The sequence below is a fragment of the Simiduia sp. 21SJ11W-1 genome (genome assembly GCF_024138675.1).
Lineage (GTDB): Bacteria > Pseudomonadota > Gammaproteobacteria > Pseudomonadales > Cellvibrionaceae > Simiduia.
This window is the reverse complement of sequence record NZ_CP090959.1, coordinates 1,927,135-1,943,388: the sequence shown is the minus strand read 5'-3', so window position 1 is coordinate 1,943,388 and position 16,254 is coordinate 1,927,135. Positions and strand designations below refer to the sequence as shown.

Here is a 16,254-nt window from a genome sequence, read left to right as displayed (position 1 = left end):
TTTCCCCATGCTTGACTCTAAGTACGTTAGAACCAACCCAGAAGAAGTGGCCGAAAAGCTGAAAAAGCGCGGTTTTACGCTGGATGTCGCGGCCATTAAAGCCCTGGAAGAACGCCGCCGGAGCATTCAGGCTACCACAGAGAGCCTGCAGCAAGAGCGCAACACCCGCTCAAAATCCATCGGCCAGGCCAAAGCAAAGGGTGAAGACATAGCGCCGCTGCTGGCTGAAGTTGAAAACCTGAAATCACAACTGAGCGATGCCGAGGCCAACCTCAATAGCGTGCAGGGTGAACTGGATGCCTTTTTAGCGGGCGTGCCGAACATTCCTGCCGATGATGTACCCGAGGGCGCAAACGAAGACGACAACGTCGAAATCCGGCGCTGGGGCGAGCCCAAGCGGTTTGATTTTGAGGTGAAAGATCACGTAGAGCTGGGCGCCCAGCACGGCGGCCTGGATTTCGAAGTGGCGGCCAAGATCACCGGCGCACGGTTTGCGGTAATGCGGGGCGACATCGCACGCCTTCATCGCGCACTCATTCAATTCATGCTTGATGTGCACCAAAACGAGCACGGCTATGAAGAAGTGTATGTGCCCTTTATTGTGAACAAAGATTCGCTCTACGGCACAGGGCAGCTACCCAAGTTTGAAGAAGACCTGTTCAAGCTGAACGATGAGCGCGAGTTTTACCTGATACCCACAGCCGAAGTGCCGGTAACCAATCTTTTGCGCGATGAAATTCTTGACGCCAAAACCCCGCTGCCCATGAAACTTGTGTGCCACACACCGTGTTTTCGCAGTGAGGCCGGCTCCCACGGGCGCGATACCCGCGGCATGATTCGCCAACACCAGTTTGAGAAAGTAGAACTGGTGCAATTTGTACGGCCCGATCAATCAGACGAGGCGCTCGAATCTTTATTGGGCTGTGCCGAAGCGATTTTGAAGAAGCTCGCTCTGCCGTTCCGTACGGTGGTGCTGTGTGGTGGCGACATCGGTTTCTCTGCCGCCAAAACCTACGACATTGAGGTATGGCTGCCCAGCCAGGAGAAATACCGCGAAATTTCTTCATGCTCTAACTTCCGCGACTTCCAGGCCCGGCGCATGAAGGCGCGCTACCGCAACCCTGAAACCAACAAAGTGGAGCTATTGCACACCCTCAACGGCTCAGGCCTCGCCATTGGCCGCACATTGCTGGCCGTGCTTGAAAACTATCAGCAAGCCGATGGCAGCGTGGCCATACCCGATGTGCTGCAACCCTACATGGGCGGCAAAACCCATCTCGGTTAATGGACTACTTTCCGTTTTTCTTCGATTTGCGCAAGCAACCTGTGCTGCTGGTAGGCGGCGGGCAGGTTGCGCTTAGAAAGGCGCGCCTGCTGAGTAAGGCACAGGCCCGCATTCAGCTGGTGGCACCGGATGCCGTGGCTGAGCTGCAAGCGCTGGTTATCGAAGGCGGCGGCCAGTGGCACCCACGCAAATATCAGCCATCAGATCTTGATGGCGTCTGCCTGGTAATAAGCGCTACCGATAATCACACCCTCAACACCGAAATCTCACAGGCCTGCAAAGCGCGTTTTCTACCCGTAAACGTGGTGGATGAGCGCGCCCTCTGTTCGGTAATCACGCCCGCAATCATCGACAGAAGCCCGCTGGTGGTTGCCATTTCAAGTGGCGGTGCGGCCCCTGTGTTGGCGCGGCGATTGCGCCAAACCATTGAGGCGCTGGTACCTGAAAGCCTTGGGCGCATTGCAAACTTCGCCGATGGCCTGCGCGAGCGGGTAAAAGCCAAATTGCCAGAGCCGCGCAGGCGCAGCTTCTGGGAGCGGCTGCTTGATAGCCCGGTGGCGAATTTGGCCGCCAAGGGCCAAGTTGCCGAGGCAGAAAGCCAAGCGCTGGCCATGCTCGAGCAAGATGAAGCGCCAAGGGGTGAGGTCTACCTGGTGGGCGCAGGGCCGGGCGCGCCAGATCTTTTGACGCTGCGGGCACTACAGCTCATGCAGCAGGCCGATGTGGTGCTTTATGATCGGCTGGTGTCACCGGAAATCATGGATAAAGTGCGCCGCGATGCAGATCGCATCTACGTGGGCAAGCAACGCGCAGAACACGCCGTGCCGCAGGGGCAGATTAATCAGCTATTAGTTAATCTCGCAAAAGAGGGTAAACGGGTGTTGCGCCTGAAAGGGGGTGACCCATTCATCTTCGGGCGCGGCGGTGAAGAAATTGAGCTACTGGCCGCTGAAAAAGTGCCATTTGAGGTGGTGCCAGGCATTACCGCCGCCTCAGGCTGCGCGGCCTATGCGGGTATTCCGCTTACCCATCGCGATCACGCGCAATCGGTGCGCTTTATTACCGGCCATCTGAAAGACAATCAACCCAACATTCGCTGGGCAGAATTGGTGGCTGAAGGGCAAACCTTGGTGTTTTACATGAGCCTGCACGGGCTTGAAACTATCTGCAACACACTCATCAAGCATGGCAAGAGCCCTGCAACACCGGCAGCCCTTGTAGAGCGAGGCACAACACGGGCCCAAAGGGTTCATTCCGGCACCTTGGCCACACTGCCGGCACTCGCCGAGGAAACCCGCATCCATGCGCCCACCTTATTGATCATCGGCGGGGTTGTGGCGCTTCAGAAGGCCCTGGCCTGGTACCAGCCCAACTAGCTGCCTTATAGCCGGCAAGCCCCACTGGCCTGGTTTTTGTTAAAGCTCTGTTCTAAAAAGCCGATAACCCCCGTAGATGATCGCAAGTAGCGCCAGTGGGGTTATTGGCTATGCTTATAAGGCAGTGAACTAAGGGCAAAATGCAGCTATGAAGTGGCTTAGTCATATCAGTATCAAATATAAGATCCTGCTCATCCCGGCGGTGGGGATTACGGGCTTTGCCCTGTATTTGATGTTTACCATCAATTCAGGATTCAAAAACGTCGAGCGCCTTAACCTCATTCAAGACGTGTATTTCCCGGTACTGGAGCTGGCACAGGCCAATATCGTCACCCTCGATCGCATGAACGAAACCATGAGCACCGCAGCCAGCACCGGTGAAATGGACATGCTGGAAAATGCCAAGCGCATGGGTGAAACCATTGGCGACAACATGAATCGCATGCGGGGTTTGTTGCCAAACAGGCAAACCCAGATTGGCGATATGGAATCTGAACTTGAGGCCTACCTTGAGATTTCCTACAGCCTGACAGCCAGCATGATTGACGGCACAGTAGATTTCAGCCAACTGGCCGCTATTGCCGAACGCCGGAATAAAGCGCTAAACCGGGTAGACAACGCTTTCAAAGAATTTCGTGACCAAAGCCAGGCAAGCTTTAAAGATACCGTGGCCCAGGCCACAGAAACCGAGCAGAGCAATGTAAAGGTAGGCCTGATAGTGGGCTTGGTTATGGTTGCTTTATTGTTGGCCATTTCAATCAGTATTGCGCTGATCATCACCAGTAATGTCAACGTGATTACCAAGTCACTTAAAGACATCGCCCAGGGCGAGGGTGATTTAACCCGCCGGCTGCGTAAAAACTCGCACGATGAGCTAGGCGAACTGGTGGGTTGGTTCAATACTTTTGTAGATAAACTGCATCACACCATTGGCGAGGTGATGCAGGTTATTGCACCGCTCACCGATGTGGCCGAGCGCTTAAACGGCGTATCCCATGAGTCGGAACGCTTATCAACAGAGCAATCTCAATCTTCCGAACGCGTCACCCACGCCATGGATGACATGATGCGCAGCGTTAACAACGTTGCCACTAATGCAGGCACCGCAGCGCAAGCCGCCACCGATGCCGACACCGAAGCCCAGGCCGGGCTTAAAATTGTGAACGACACAGTGCAAACCATTAACCGGCTGGCCACAGAGGTTGAGCGCGCAGCCGTGGTGATTGTAAAACTGGAAGCAGACACAGAGAGCGTTGCCGGCATTTTGGATGTGATCAAAGGCATTGCCGAGCAAACCAATTTACTGGCACTCAACGCCGCCATTGAAGCCGCTCGTGCCGGTGAGCAGGGCAGGGGCTTTGCCGTGGTGGCCGATGAGGTAAGAACGCTGGCCTCACGCACACAGGAATCCACCCACGAAATCCAAACCGTCATCGAACAGCTGCAATCGGCCGCCCGTGAAGCGGTACAGGTTATGGAAACCGGCAAAGCAGGGGCCAAACGCAGTGTGGATCAAGCCAGCGACACAGGCCACTCCCTGGATGCCATCACCAGCAAGGTGACATCTATTACCGATATGAACCAGCAAATAGCCGCAGCCACCGAAGAGCAGCAAACCTTTGCCAAAAGCATTCAGGGCAATGTCATTAAAATGCGCGATGCCTCGAAGGTTGCGCAAGAAAACACCGAGCAAGTTGCCGCGCTTAGTACATCTTTGCAAGGTTTGGCTGATCAGTTGAAAACGGTGGCGGCGCAATTTAGGGTATAAGCTCAGCAGGAGCCCAACCTATGTCCGACATTAGAATTACCAGCAAGCCCGTGGAAACCACAAGGGTCACACCCGTCAGCGAAACCCTGCCGAAAGAGGTGCCTGTTGAACGCCCCGTGCAGCTACCGGAAAACCTTCCTACCCGTGAGCGGCGCCGTAAGCAGCGCCGCAGAGGGCGCGCCTACCGGCGACCCTTAATTGAGTTGCGCACCGGTCACGACCGTCGCCGGGGCGATAAAGCCATCGATGTAGAGGCCTAAACCCACACTTGCTTGGCTACTGTTTGCGGCGTTGCTGCATTTTTTCTTTAAAGGCTTCGCGCTGTTCGGGAGTCATATTCCTTAAACGCTCGCGCATATTTTGCCGCTGCTCCGGGCTCATGCGCTGCCAACGCCGCTTTAAACGCTCACGCTGCTGGGGCGACAACTGTTTAAAGCGTTGGTGGGCGCGCCTTAACCGCTGGCGTTCTTCCGGTGGCAAATCCCTGAATTTTTGAAACCGCTCCTTGAGCCTCAGCTTTTCGGCTTCAGGTAACTGCTGCCAACGCTTAAGCCGCGCTTTCGCTTGTGCCTGTTCATCTGGCGACATAGCCTGGTAACGCTCTACACCACGCAGAAGCTGGCGTTGCTTTTCTTCCGGCAAATCCGCCCAGCCCGCCTCATAGGCGCCAAGCAGCTGCTGCTGATCGGCACTCAAACTTTGCCAGTTAACCTCTGCCGCGCCCAGGGGTGTGCACCAGCTGCAGATAAACCAGGCAATAAGCGTGACGGGCCATTTGAATGGGTTTCGTTTATTCATCACTCAAGCCTCTCACTGTCGGTTTGCTGCTCACTGTCCTGCGGGTCTTCAATTTCACCGGGGTTATCATCGAAAGCGGTAGCATCTAAAATTTCCAGCCATTCAAGCGGGGTATAGGCTTCTTCTTCACTGGCCTCCCAGCCCCCCAAAAAGCTAAATAGCTCCGGGTCTATGGGCTCTTTTGCCGCAACGCCACTGTGCCACAAAGCACAAGCCGCAAGCCCAAATATCCGGCGGGCAAAACTAGCCTTCCAGCTCACTGAGCCACTCATAAAATTCCAGGTCATCAATTAATTCCATATCAACATCCGGGTTTTCAAGCTCAGTAACCAGCGCCAGTTCGGGCTCGAACGCCGGAGCTGTATTGCTGCCCTGAAAGGCTACCCAGCTCAACATCACAAGCACAGATGCTGCAGCAGCCCAAGGCAATAGGGCAGGCCGCTTATTGCCTGTAGCCTTTGCCAGAGCGTCAGCCCGCATAGCCGCCAGGCGCGCGCGAAGAGCGTCGTCTACCTCAACGGCCTCGGGCAAGCTTTGGGTAAACGCCTGAAATGCCCGCTGTTGGCGCTGGCCTTCAATATCTATTGGTAGTTTGTCGTCTGTCATGGCCATAAACCTGATAACGCCTGGCGCATAGAGGTGAGCGCCCTCGAGTAGTGGGTTTTTACGCTGCCTTCGGTGCAGCCCATATGCGCTGCCGTTTGAGCGGTGCTTTGGCCCTCCCAGCTGCGCCACAAAAAAGCTTCCTGTTGCCTAGCTGGCAACTGGGCTAGCGCCTCAGATACCGCCGCTAACTGCCTTTCGCTCAGTAACGCACGCAGGCCTTCAGCGGCACTGCCGTCTTGTGCATCGGGCTCCGGGCGGGCAGGGTCTGCCTCCTGCAGCCATTGGCTGCGGGATTTGACCTGGCGGAAGTGATCCATAATGCGGTTATTGAGCATCCGGAAAAACAATGGCGCCAGCTCGGATTCAGGCTTGGCTGAATAATTTTTGCACAAACTAAGCATGGTATCTTGCACTATATCCAGGGCGTCATCGTGACTACCCACCGCTGCGCGAGCAATCTTGAACGCCTGAACCTCATGCGCCTGCAAAAACCGGTTAAGTATGCTGTGCTTCAACGCCGCCCAAACGCCCCAGATTAGCTATTATTCATTCCATTAAACGCGCCAGGCCACAATTGGTTGACACAGATATAAAATATTTCACAGCGCCCAATCGCCGTCCTACAATGCCTGGCCACCACTTACAGGCCAACAATCCTAAGGGAGCCCTATGCTGCAACTTTTCATTCCGGCTAACAAGGTTCAGAAAGACCGGAAAATCATGCGGGAAACTGACGCCCGCATGGCGAAATACAGCCGCCGAGGCCTGATTCTAAATCTATTCGCGTTTTTGCTGTGCCTGGCATTAGGTGATTTTTACAAGCAAGTGCCCAATTATGCCACGGGTTTGGCCGTTGGCCTGCTCTTGATCACGCTCTGGCGCGGCTACTTTCTGTTTCGCTTTGAAAGCCTTTACCCAAGGGCACCTGCGCGTTGGCGCACCCACTACTTTTGGGCCTCATTCGTCGGTGCTGGCTGGTGGAGCGTGATTATCGTCTCTATCACCTGGGTGGTAGGCATGCAAAACGACACACTGCTCATATGGCTGTACTCAGTGGTGTTTTATTCAAGTGTGGCAAATGTGTTTGCGCCGTATCGCCGTTTTCTGGGTTTATACCTGTTTATTGGCCAAATTCCTGCCGCCGGCGTGGCGATCTTGCTAGGCACCTGGGAGGGCTATATCTATGGCATTACCATGCTCGTGTTCTACCTGCTGCTGGATCATCAGGGGGAGGTTACCTCGCGCACTTACTGGGACAGGCTTGAAGCCCAGTTTAATCTGGATCAGCACGCCAAAAGCCTGGAGCTTGAAAAACGTGATTCAGAGGCGGCGGCAGAGTTAAAAAACACCTTCCTCACACGCTTTGGCGGCGAACTCAGAACTTCACTTAACGATATTTTAGGTGCACTGAGCCTGCTCGATGACAGCGAGTTGACGCCCTCACAACGGGAACTGCTTGCACTTGCCAATAAGGCTGGCGAACGTCAGCTAAACCTGGTTCACAGCGCCATCGATTTTTCCAACGCCTCCAACGAAAACCTTGTGCTGGATCACTCCATATTCAACCTTTGGAAGCTGATAGAGCATGTGGTAGAAGATGTTTCGCACGACGCCTACCAACAGGAAGTTGAATTGAATCATGTGCTCGACAGCGAAACCCCTGTGCGCGTAAAAGGCGACGCACAGCGATTACAGCAAGTGCTAATCAACCTGTTAAGCCACGCCATTAAATACTCCAGCAGTGGCGATGTGTTCTTTAAATCCGAATTCGTATTGAAAAGTAACGAGCAAGGCGAACTTCAGATTACCGTGGTAGATCAGCATGCCGAGATTTCAAACACTGAGAAAGACATAGATGGTGCTGAGGGCACCAATAAGCAAGGCGACGACATCCCACTTGGCATTACCCTGTGTAAAGGTTTGGCTGAGTGCATGAATGGCTCGCTACAAGTTTTTGAAGAACCGGGGCTTGGCACCCAGTACTATTTCAACATTACCCTTGAGACCACAAGCAAGTCGCCAAAAAGCCTGGCGGTTAACCCTCAATTACGCAACAAGAAAATGTTGCTTGTGGGAATTCCAAAATCCATTGAAGACTCTTTCCTGATAGAAATGGAAACCTGGGGCATGCAACTGGATACAGCGCAAGATGCAGATGCCGCAATTAATTTACTGGAAGACGCCAATACCCAAGAGGCGCCATTTGACGGCGTGCTGATCTATACCTTGGTGAAGTCACTTGAGCTGGTAGAACTTGCCAAGCGGCTACTGGCAACTGAAGCATTTGCCAAGCTGCCTCAAGTGCTGGTAACCACCTTACAGCAGCGCGCCAAATCCGATGTGGCCGCGTTATTTAACCAGCCACACTTAATCAATTTGCTTAAGCCTGTGTTGCGTGGCAACCTGCATCAGGCTGTAGTAGAGGCCCTGATCAAAACCGAGGAACAACCCCAAATTGGCCATCAGCACGATCACAAACAGGGCGTGGGTAAGCGTATTCTGCTGGTAGATGATCACCGGGTTAACCAGATGGTAAGCAAAGGTATGCTACAAAAACTTGGTTATAAAGTAACACTGGCCAACAACGGCAAGGAAGCACTGGCAGCCCTTGAAGAGCAAATGTATAACCTGGTGTTGATGGATTGCCAAATGCCAGAAATGGATGGCTACACAGCCACAGCAGCCATCCGAAAACAAGAAGCTGAGCAGGGCACAGAGAACCCGCTACCCATTATTGCCATGACTGCCCACGCAGGTAAAAGCGATCAATCAAAATGCTTCGCCGCGGGCATGAGCGATTACCTTGCAAAGCCCGTAAGTTACGAACAGCTTGAGCTCAGCTTAAAGCGCTGGCTAGGGAAAAGTGACTAGCAGCAACGGCGAGGGCGGGGCCGTTAAACCTGTTAATCTAGCTGCCCGCCCGGCCTTACCAGGCCAAAAAGATAGGCGCATGGTCAGAGGGTTTTTCCATTGCGCGTATGTCGTAATCTACGTCGGCTTTAACGCTGTTTTCTAGCATGCTTTCAGTACATAAGATGGCATCTATACGCAGGCCACGTTTTGGTGTGTCTTCAAAACCACGGCTGCGGTAGTCAAACCAACTGAAACGATTATTAGTCTCTGGATGATGGTGCCGAAAACTATCAATCAGGCCCCAATCCAGCAATTTGCCCAACCACTCACGCTCTTCAGGCAAAAAACTGCATTTACCATCCCTTAACCAACGCTTGCGATTCGGCTCGCCAATACCTATGTCCAAATCTGTTGGCGAAATGTTGATATCGCCCATCACGATTATCTGGTCGCAGGGCTTATGGTTGCGCTCTAAATGCGCGAGCAAGTCTTGGTAAAATTTGCGTTTGGCTGGGTATTTTGTTTCGTGCTTTTGGTTCTCGCCTTGGGGAAAGTAGCCGTTGTAAACCCACAAGGGCTTGCCGTTGCGTACAAATTCTGCGCCCACAAAGCGCCGCTGGGCGTCTTCTGTATCGCCTTCAAAGCCTTTCAGCGTGCTGATGGGCGCATCGCGAGACAAAAGGGCAACGCCATAGTGCGTTTTTTGGCCATGGAACACGGCGTGATAACCCAGCGCCTCAATGGCTGCCAGCGGGAAATCCTTGTCTTGTACCTTGGTTTCCTGCAGGCCAATAATGTCTGGCTGGTGTTTGGCGATAATAGCCTCTAATTGGGGCATACGCGCACGCAAACTATTGATGTTAAACGACACTATATTCTTCATAGGGAAATTAGCCGGGCAAAAAAAAGAGCCCTATTTTAGGGCTCTTTTTCCGTCAGGTCATCCTTCAGCGAAAATCAGCAAGCTTGCTGGCAGATTCCTCACGTTGGCTTGCAATGAAATCGGCCAATACAAAGCCTGCTTCACGTAACATGGCATCTTTTTCAGTATCTATTTGTACAGTGCCACTTAGCGCTTCTGTGTTTTCTGCCTCGCTCGCATCCTTCAGCTCCTTAATGCTGGCGTAGGGTTTCTCGCCTTTGGCCACGCGGCGGGCGTTTTCACTTTCCAAGTTGCGCTTATCAAGGGCGTCTTTCTCGGCCAGCCGTTTCTTCTCGTTTAAAGACAAACGTTTCTTCTCTTTAAGCTCGGCCACCAAAGAGAGCTGATCGCGCAGGAAGTTGAAATCCGGGCTCATGGCCACACGCGATTCATGCTGGGGGTTTATATCCTTCATGAGCTGCGTGATGTTGTAGTACTTTTCATGGGGCACTGGGTGAATTTTGTCCCAGGGGAGGGCATTTTCATAAGCACTTTCGCCCACTTCAGCATCATCAATAAGGTTGGGCAGGGTAATATCCGGGATTACACCCCGGTGCTGCGTGCTCTCGCCCGACACCCGGTAAAACTTGGATTCGGTAATCTTGAGCTGGCCTTCCTGCAAGCCGGTTAAAGATTGCACCGTACCTTTGCCAAAAGATTGTGAACCCACAATAATGCCGCGGCCGTAATCTTGTATGGCACCTGCAAAAATTTCAGATGCCGAAGCACTTAGGCGGTTAATGAGTACCAATAACGGCCCACGGTAGAGCGCTCGTGAACGGGACCGGTGAAAACGCGAAATAGTTTCATTCGACTGACGGATTTGCACAACCGGGCCCGGATCAATAAACAGATCGGTAAGGGTTGTGGCCTCCTGCAAAGAGCCGCCGCCATTATTTCGCAAATCCAAAATAATGCCATCTACCTGCTCTTGCTCCAGCTCGCGCAATAACTTCATTACATCGCGGGTTGTGCTTTTGTAGTTGGGGTCGCGTTTACGGTAGGCCTCAAAATCCAGGTAGAACGCCGGAATATCAATAACGCCTAATTTATAGGTGTTATCGCCATCTTTTAGTTCAAACACGGCCTTTTTGGCCGCCTGCTCTTCGAGTTTCACACGCTCACGGTTGATGGTTACCACTTTAATTGCGGTGGCATCTTCATTGGCGGGCTGAACCTGCAAGCGCACAATGGTGTTGGGTTCGCCGCGAATGAGCTGTACCACTTCGTCTAAACGCCAACCCACGATGTCTACCAGCTCGCCATCCTTACCTTGGCCTACAGCCAAAATTTTGTCTGCAGGTTTCAGCTGGCCGGATTTATCGGCGGGGCCTGCGGCAACTAAGCGTACAATTTTTGTAAACTCATCTTCAGATTGCAGCACCGCGCCAATGCCCTCTAAAGACAAAGACATATTGATATTAAAATTCTCCAGTGTGCGCGGAGAAAGATAGTTGGTATGAGGATCGTACAGCAGTGTCAGCGCGTTAATCAGCGTTTCAAACACGTCTTCGTGATCTTGCTGTTGCAGGCGGGTGAGCTGATTTTTGTAGCGGCGCACCAGTGTGGTTTTAGCTTCGTCTACGGTTTTGCCCGAAAGCTTCAATGAAAGCACTGCAGCCTTAACACGCTTGCGCCACAACTCATCAGATGCAGCCTTATCTTTTGGCCAAGGGGCGGCCTCTCTATCGCTTTCAAGGTACTCATCTTGGGTGAAGTCAAACTGCGTATCCGGGTCTTCCAGCTCGGCAATCATGGCTTGCAGGCGCGACCCCACACGGTCGCGGTAGAGGTTATAGATCTCAAAACCGGGCGCCAAATCACCCTTGGCAAAGAAGTCATCAAATTCCGACCTCAAGCGCTCGAATTTCTTAACATCTGCCGCATAAAAATACGCTTTCCCTGGGTCTAGGGTTTCTAACAACTTATCAAGGTATTCACTGGAAAGGTCATCATTTAACGACAGCTTCCGATAGTGACGGTTCGAAAGCTTGTCAATAATCTCAACGGCAGTTTTCGCCTGGGATTCAGTGAAAGCTAGGGTAGGGGTGTTATCCACTGCGGCCAGGCTGGAAACCGACCACAACAGCGCTGTGATTAACAGAAGTTTACTTCTCATGAGCTACCTGTATGTAAGTTGTTCTATTCACCGCCCTTGCACGCAGGCTTAGGCCTTAGGGCCAATAGCTGCAAGCAGAGTACGCCTGTGACTGACAGAACCTGTTTATGTATCTTACTTTTTACGCTTGTGCATGTGTATAGGTGCATTTATCGATCAGGTTTTGCCCGAAACCCGCTGCCCTGCAGGTTTACTAGGGGCGCTACCCTGAAACGTCTCTCTAGCTTAGCAAATACGGGCCGTGCAAGCAGGGCTATCACGCAGCCTTGCGCTACGGCCACGGTTTTACGCGACAAACGGCCAAACACACCTAAGACAGCCGCCTATTAATAAGAGTTCCACCCCGTAGTTTGGCTTAACGGTACCCATTCCGTAGGCGCCAGGGCCAATCTGGGTGTAGCAAGGCTACCCTAAAATAGCGTTAAAACAGGGGTTTTACAGTGTTTTGATGGCTTTTCGCTGCCAGTACGCCTCAACTTGGTGCAGGCTGTAGTATTTTTACAACCTATAATTTCCACGCAAGTTTCTGTATGATCCGCACGCAGATTTTAAAGGGGCGTGACCAGCAAGTCTTGCCAGGTCAGCCGGACGCATAAATGGGGATAAAATGACAGATCAAAAATCCAAGATTATCTACACCAAAACAGACGAAGCACCAGCGCTGGCAACCTATTCGTTGCTGCCTATCGTGAACACCTTTGCCGCTGCTGCCGATATCGAAGTAGAAACCAGCGACATTTCACTGGCTGCACGTATTTTGGCCGGTTTCCCCGAGTACTTAACTGAACAACAACGCGTTCCCGATGCGCTGAAAGAGCTGGGCGAGCTGACCCAGGAGCCAGATACCAACATCATCAAGCTGCCAAACATCAGCGCCTCAATCCCACAGCTGAACGCCGCCATTGCAGAGCTGCAGGCCAAAGGTTACAAGCTCCCCAACTACCCGGATGCGCCTAAAAACGCGGAAGAAGAAGACATAAAGGCCCGCTACGCCAAAGTATTGGGCAGCGCGGTGAACCCCGTATTGCGTGAAGGTAACTCAGATCGCCGCGCGCCTGCGGCGGTAAAAGCCTATGCCCGCAGCAACCCCCATTCAATGGGTAAATGGAGCCAGGCTTCGCGCACCCACGTGGCGCACATGCGCGAGGGTGACTTCTACTCCAGCGATATCTCCACCACCTCTACCAAGGCCCAAAAAGTACGCATAGAGCTGGTAGAAGAGGGCGGCAAGATCACCCAGCTGAAAGAAGTAAACATTCAGGCCGATGAAGTGATCAGCGCCCAGTTCATGAGCACTAAAGCCCTGCGCAAGTTCCTCGACGAGGAGATGGAAGGTGCCCGCAACGCAGGCCTTCTGTTCTCACTGCACATGAAGGCCACCATGATGAAGGTTTCAGACCCCATCGTATTTGGCCATGCGGTAACCGTGTACTTTAAAGATGCATGGGAAAAACACGCCAAAACCCTTAAAGAGCTGGGCGTAAACCCCAACGACGGCATTGGCTCTGTATTGCAAAAAGTGGATAGCCTTGGCTACTCCAAGCGCTCTGAAATCGAATACGATTTCCGCAAATGCTACGAGCGCCGCCCAATGCTGGCCATGGTTGATTCCGATAAAGGCATTACCAACCTGCACGTACCCAGCGACATCATTGTTGATGCTTCTATGCCAGCCATGATTCGCGCGGGCGGAAAAATGTGGAGCGCCGACGGCAAGCTGCAAGACACCAAGGCCGTTATTCCGGATTCCTGCTACGCCACCATTTACCAGGAAGTAATCAACTTCTGTAAACACCATGATGCCTTCGACCCACGCACCATGGGCACAGTGCCCAATGTGGGCCTGATGGCACAAAAGGCTGAGGAATACGGCTCACACGATAAAACCTTCACATTGCCGGCCAGCGGCGCCGTACGCGTTATTTCCGAAGATGGCACAGTGTTACTGCAACACGACAAGGTAGAAGCCGGCGATGTTTGGCGCATGTTCCAAGCCAAAGATGCGCCTATCCAGGATTGGGTGAAATTGGCGGTTAACCGCGCTCGCGCCAGCGGCATGCCCGCAGTGTTCTGGCTCGACCCGAACCGTGGCCACGATCGTGAAATGATCAAAAAGGTTGAAAAGTACCTGCAAGATCACGATACCAGCGGCCTGAACATCCAGATTCTTCCGCCAGACAGCGCCATTCGCTACACCCTTGAGCGTATGCGCCGCGGCGAAGACACCATTTCCGTTACCGGTAACGTGCTGCGCGACTACCTCACCGATTTGTTCCCCATTCTTGAACTGGGCACCAGTGCGAAGATGCTGTCTATCGTACCGCTCATGCAAGGTGGCGGCCTGTTTGAAACCGGCGCTGGCGGCTCGGCCCCCAAGCACGTGCAGCAATTTGCAGAAGAAGACCACCTACGTTGGGATTCATTAGGTGAATTCTTGGCCCTGGCCGTGTCTTTTGAAGATGTTGCCGCTAAAAAAGGCAACAACAAAGCACAGATTCTGGCCAAAACCCTGGATAAAGCCACCGAGCAACTGCTGGTAAACGGTAAATCGCCATCGCGCAAAGTAGGGGAGCTGGATAACCGTGGCAGCCATTTCTACCTTGCGCTCTACTGGGCACAGGCATTGGCCGCACAGACTGAAGACACATCTCTGCAATCAGCCTTCGCAGATCTGGCCAAGTCTTTGGCTGAAAACGAAGCCAAGATTGTAGAAGAGCTCACCAACTGCCAAGGTGAACCTGTAGATCTGGGCGGCTACTTCATGCCAGAACCCGCCAAGGTTGAGCAAGCCATGCGCCCAAGCCAAACCTTGAACAAACTGCTGGCGGCTGCGCACAAGTAGCCAAAAACGCTAACTTGCTAGACCAAAGCCACCGGTTACGGTGGCTTTTTTGTTTGCCCTAAAGTGCAGCATTGGCCAGCAAAGCCCAGCACAGTGTGAGCCAGCAACAAAGATGTACGTGTTGCAGCTGCCGTGAAGTAAGTTTCTGTAGTCAAGGATTAGCCGTGTGGCATCACCGAACCGCAAGTATAGGGGCGCTCATTAACGGGCTCAGATAAGGGCTCAGAAAAGGGCTAATGGCCATATAGCCCTGGCAAAGGTGATTCAGCAGGTGGCCGTCCAGCGGATTCACCGACCACGAATACGCACAAGAATAACATGCGATTTAACATAATATAGATTATGCGTAATTAGGTTACATACACGGCGAAGTCAACTAAGATCCAATATAACCCATCAAGTCGCCAAGCCTAACGCTAGCGCCGGGTTTAAGCTAGCTAACCAAAGCAGATACAGCATTCAGGGAGCGAACCTTTGGCGGCAGATAACTATTTAAAATCCGAGCTCTATGAACTCATCCAGAGCGATGAACGCCTGATTGACTTCATTGAGCAAGGCTCATTGGATGGCCTATGGTTTTGGGATTTGGAGTCACCAGAAAACGAGTGGATGAGCCCCAGATTCTGGGCAACCCTCGGCATAGATCCAGAAACCAAAAAACATCAAAGCTCGGAATGGCAGCACCTTATTCACCCGGAAGACCTCGCCACAGCGCTCACGAACTTCGAGCGACACTGCAAAGACCCAAACCACAAGTACGATCAGTATGTACGCTATCGCCACAGCAATGGCAAATGGGTTTGGGTTCGCTGCCGCGGGCTCGCAATCAGAGATACATCGGGTAAACCCATTCGTATGCTAGGCGCGCATACGGATGTTACAGAAATCATGGAGGCGCGGGAAACCGAGCAATGGGCCAAGAAACTTGAGGCAATGAACGAAGACTTGGTATCTATGTCTTACGCCTTATCCCACGATTTGCGCGCGCCACTCAAAAGCCTTGAGGGCTTGTTTGCAATTTTAAAAGAAGAAACACCCGAAAATTCGCCTGAAGTCATTGCAACCACAATGGCATTGATAGATAAAAAGTTAACCCATGTGCACTCACTACTGGATTCCGTGCGCAGCCTGGCGGATCTGGATGGCCGATCTGGCAGCGTGACAGAAGGTGCAAGCCTGGCACACACAGTTAACAGTGTTATTAGCGAGCTGAATCTTGAAAGCGAGACATTGGCCACGCCTTGCGCAAAGCAACTTGCAAGCTATCAACTACTTGGTTGCCACCCGGTACATCTTTACAGAATACTGCTGAACATTTTTCACAATAGTGTGAAATTCGCCCACCCAGACCGCCCCCTGAGAATAGAGGTAAGTCAAGCGGATAAGGGTGAATTTGCAGAAATCTCAGTAAAAGATAACGGTATAGGGCTTGAAAGCCGGCAGGCAAACAAAATCTTCGCGAATTTTAGCCGCTTCCATAAAAGCGGCGCTCTTTCAGGCAGCGGGCTTGGGCTTGCAATTGCCAGAAAAATTGTCGCGGCTTATGGCGGCGAAATCTGCGCTGAATCTGAAAAAGATAGCGGGTTAAAGATTTCCTTTACCCTCCCCCTTTTTCACAAAGATTAAATAAAGCTACACCTATTAAGCCAGAGTGTTCAGTTTATGCCCACAGAAAACCTATTGCG

At 52.5% G+C, this 16,254-nt stretch carries 13 protein-coding genes; 7 read left to right on the top strand and 6 right to left on the bottom strand.

Annotated features, from left to right (window positions below; all coding sequences use genetic code 11):
• Positions 1-7: 7 nt before the first annotated feature.
• From serS to L1F30_RS08560, 4 genes are all read left to right on the top strand, one after another.
• A complete protein-coding gene (gene serS, locus L1F30_RS08575; RefSeq protein ID WP_253361642.1) occupies positions 8-1,285 on the top strand; it encodes a serine--tRNA ligase in 1,278 nt (425 codons plus the stop codon).
• On the top strand, positions 1,285-2,661 hold the full coding sequence (cysG, locus tag L1F30_RS08570) for a siroheme synthase CysG (protein ID WP_253361640.1): 1,377 nt from the start codon (positions 1,285-1,287) through the stop codon (positions 2,659-2,661). Before serS ends, cysG begins: the two co-directional genes overlap by 1 nt.
• Positions 2,662-2,809: 148 nt before the next feature.
• Positions 2,810-4,429: a methyl-accepting chemotaxis protein gene (locus L1F30_RS08565; RefSeq protein WP_253361638.1), complete on the top strand. Its 1,620-nt coding sequence runs from the start codon at positions 2,810-2,812 to the stop codon at positions 4,427-4,429.
• Positions 4,430-4,449: 20 nt separating this feature from the next.
• Positions 4,450-4,689 carry a hypothetical protein gene (locus L1F30_RS08560; RefSeq protein WP_253361636.1) on the top strand — a complete coding sequence of 80 codons (240 nt, stop codon included), beginning with the start codon at positions 4,450-4,452 and terminating at the stop codon, positions 4,687-4,689.
• 16 nt (positions 4,690-4,705) lie between these two features.
• On the opposite strand, the gene L1F30_RS08555 is transcribed toward L1F30_RS08560, so the two are convergent.
• The 4 genes from L1F30_RS08555 to L1F30_RS08540 are packed head-to-tail and all read right to left on the bottom strand — an operon-like array spanning position 4,706 to position 6,348.
• Complete coding sequence (locus tag L1F30_RS08555) at positions 4,706-5,227, bottom strand: DUF3106 domain-containing protein (protein WP_253361634.1); 522 nt, start codon at positions 5,225-5,227, stop codon at positions 4,706-4,708.
• The gene (locus L1F30_RS08550) at positions 5,227-5,487 is read right to left on the bottom strand and encodes a hypothetical protein (protein WP_253361632.1); all 261 of its coding nucleotides are present in this window, start codon (positions 5,485-5,487) and stop codon (positions 5,227-5,229) included. The genes L1F30_RS08555 and L1F30_RS08550 overlap by 1 nt, the downstream gene beginning before the upstream one ends.
• Positions 5,471-5,833, bottom strand: a complete 363-nt coding sequence (locus L1F30_RS08545) for a hypothetical protein (protein ID WP_253361630.1) — start codon at positions 5,831-5,833, stop codon at positions 5,471-5,473. Before L1F30_RS08545 ends, L1F30_RS08550 begins: the two co-directional genes overlap by 17 nt.
• Positions 5,830-6,348, bottom strand: coding sequence for a sigma-70 family RNA polymerase sigma factor (locus L1F30_RS08540; protein ID WP_253361628.1), 519 nt, complete (start codon positions 6,346-6,348; stop codon positions 5,830-5,832). The genes L1F30_RS08545 and L1F30_RS08540 overlap by 4 nt, the downstream gene beginning before the upstream one ends.
• Positions 6,349-6,502: 154 nt before the next feature.
• Between L1F30_RS08540 and L1F30_RS08535 the strand changes: the two genes are divergently transcribed.
• The gene (locus L1F30_RS08535; RefSeq protein ID WP_253361626.1) at positions 6,503-8,704 is read left to right on the top strand and encodes a response regulator; all 2,202 of its coding nucleotides are present in this window, start codon (positions 6,503-6,505) and stop codon (positions 8,702-8,704) included.
• 55 nt (positions 8,705-8,759) lie between these two features.
• Here the strand turns inward: L1F30_RS08535 and xthA are convergent, their stop codons facing one another.
• Together xthA and L1F30_RS08525 are read right to left on the bottom strand one after the other, a co-directional pair.
• Positions 8,760-9,569 (bottom strand): exodeoxyribonuclease III, encoded by an 810-nt coding sequence (xthA, locus tag L1F30_RS08530; RefSeq protein WP_253361624.1) that lies wholly within the window; start codon positions 9,567-9,569, stop codon positions 8,760-8,762.
• Between the two features lie 64 nt (positions 9,570-9,633).
• Positions 9,634-11,727: a carboxy terminal-processing peptidase gene (locus tag L1F30_RS08525; RefSeq protein ID WP_253361622.1), complete on the bottom strand. Its 2,094-nt coding sequence runs from the start codon at positions 11,725-11,727 to the stop codon at positions 9,634-9,636.
• Positions 11,728-12,334: 607 nt separating this feature from the next.
• Between L1F30_RS08525 and L1F30_RS08520 the strand changes: the two genes are divergently transcribed.
• Positions 12,335-14,569 (top strand): NADP-dependent isocitrate dehydrogenase, encoded by a 2,235-nt coding sequence (locus L1F30_RS08520; RefSeq protein ID WP_253361620.1) that lies wholly within the window; start codon positions 12,335-12,337, stop codon positions 14,567-14,569.
• A 474-nt stretch (positions 14,570-15,043) separates the two neighbouring features.
• The gene (locus L1F30_RS08515) at positions 15,044-16,195 is read left to right on the top strand and encodes an ATP-binding protein (protein ID WP_253361618.1); all 1,152 of its coding nucleotides are present in this window, start codon (positions 15,044-15,046) and stop codon (positions 16,193-16,195) included.
• Positions 16,196-16,254 lie beyond the last annotated feature (59 nt).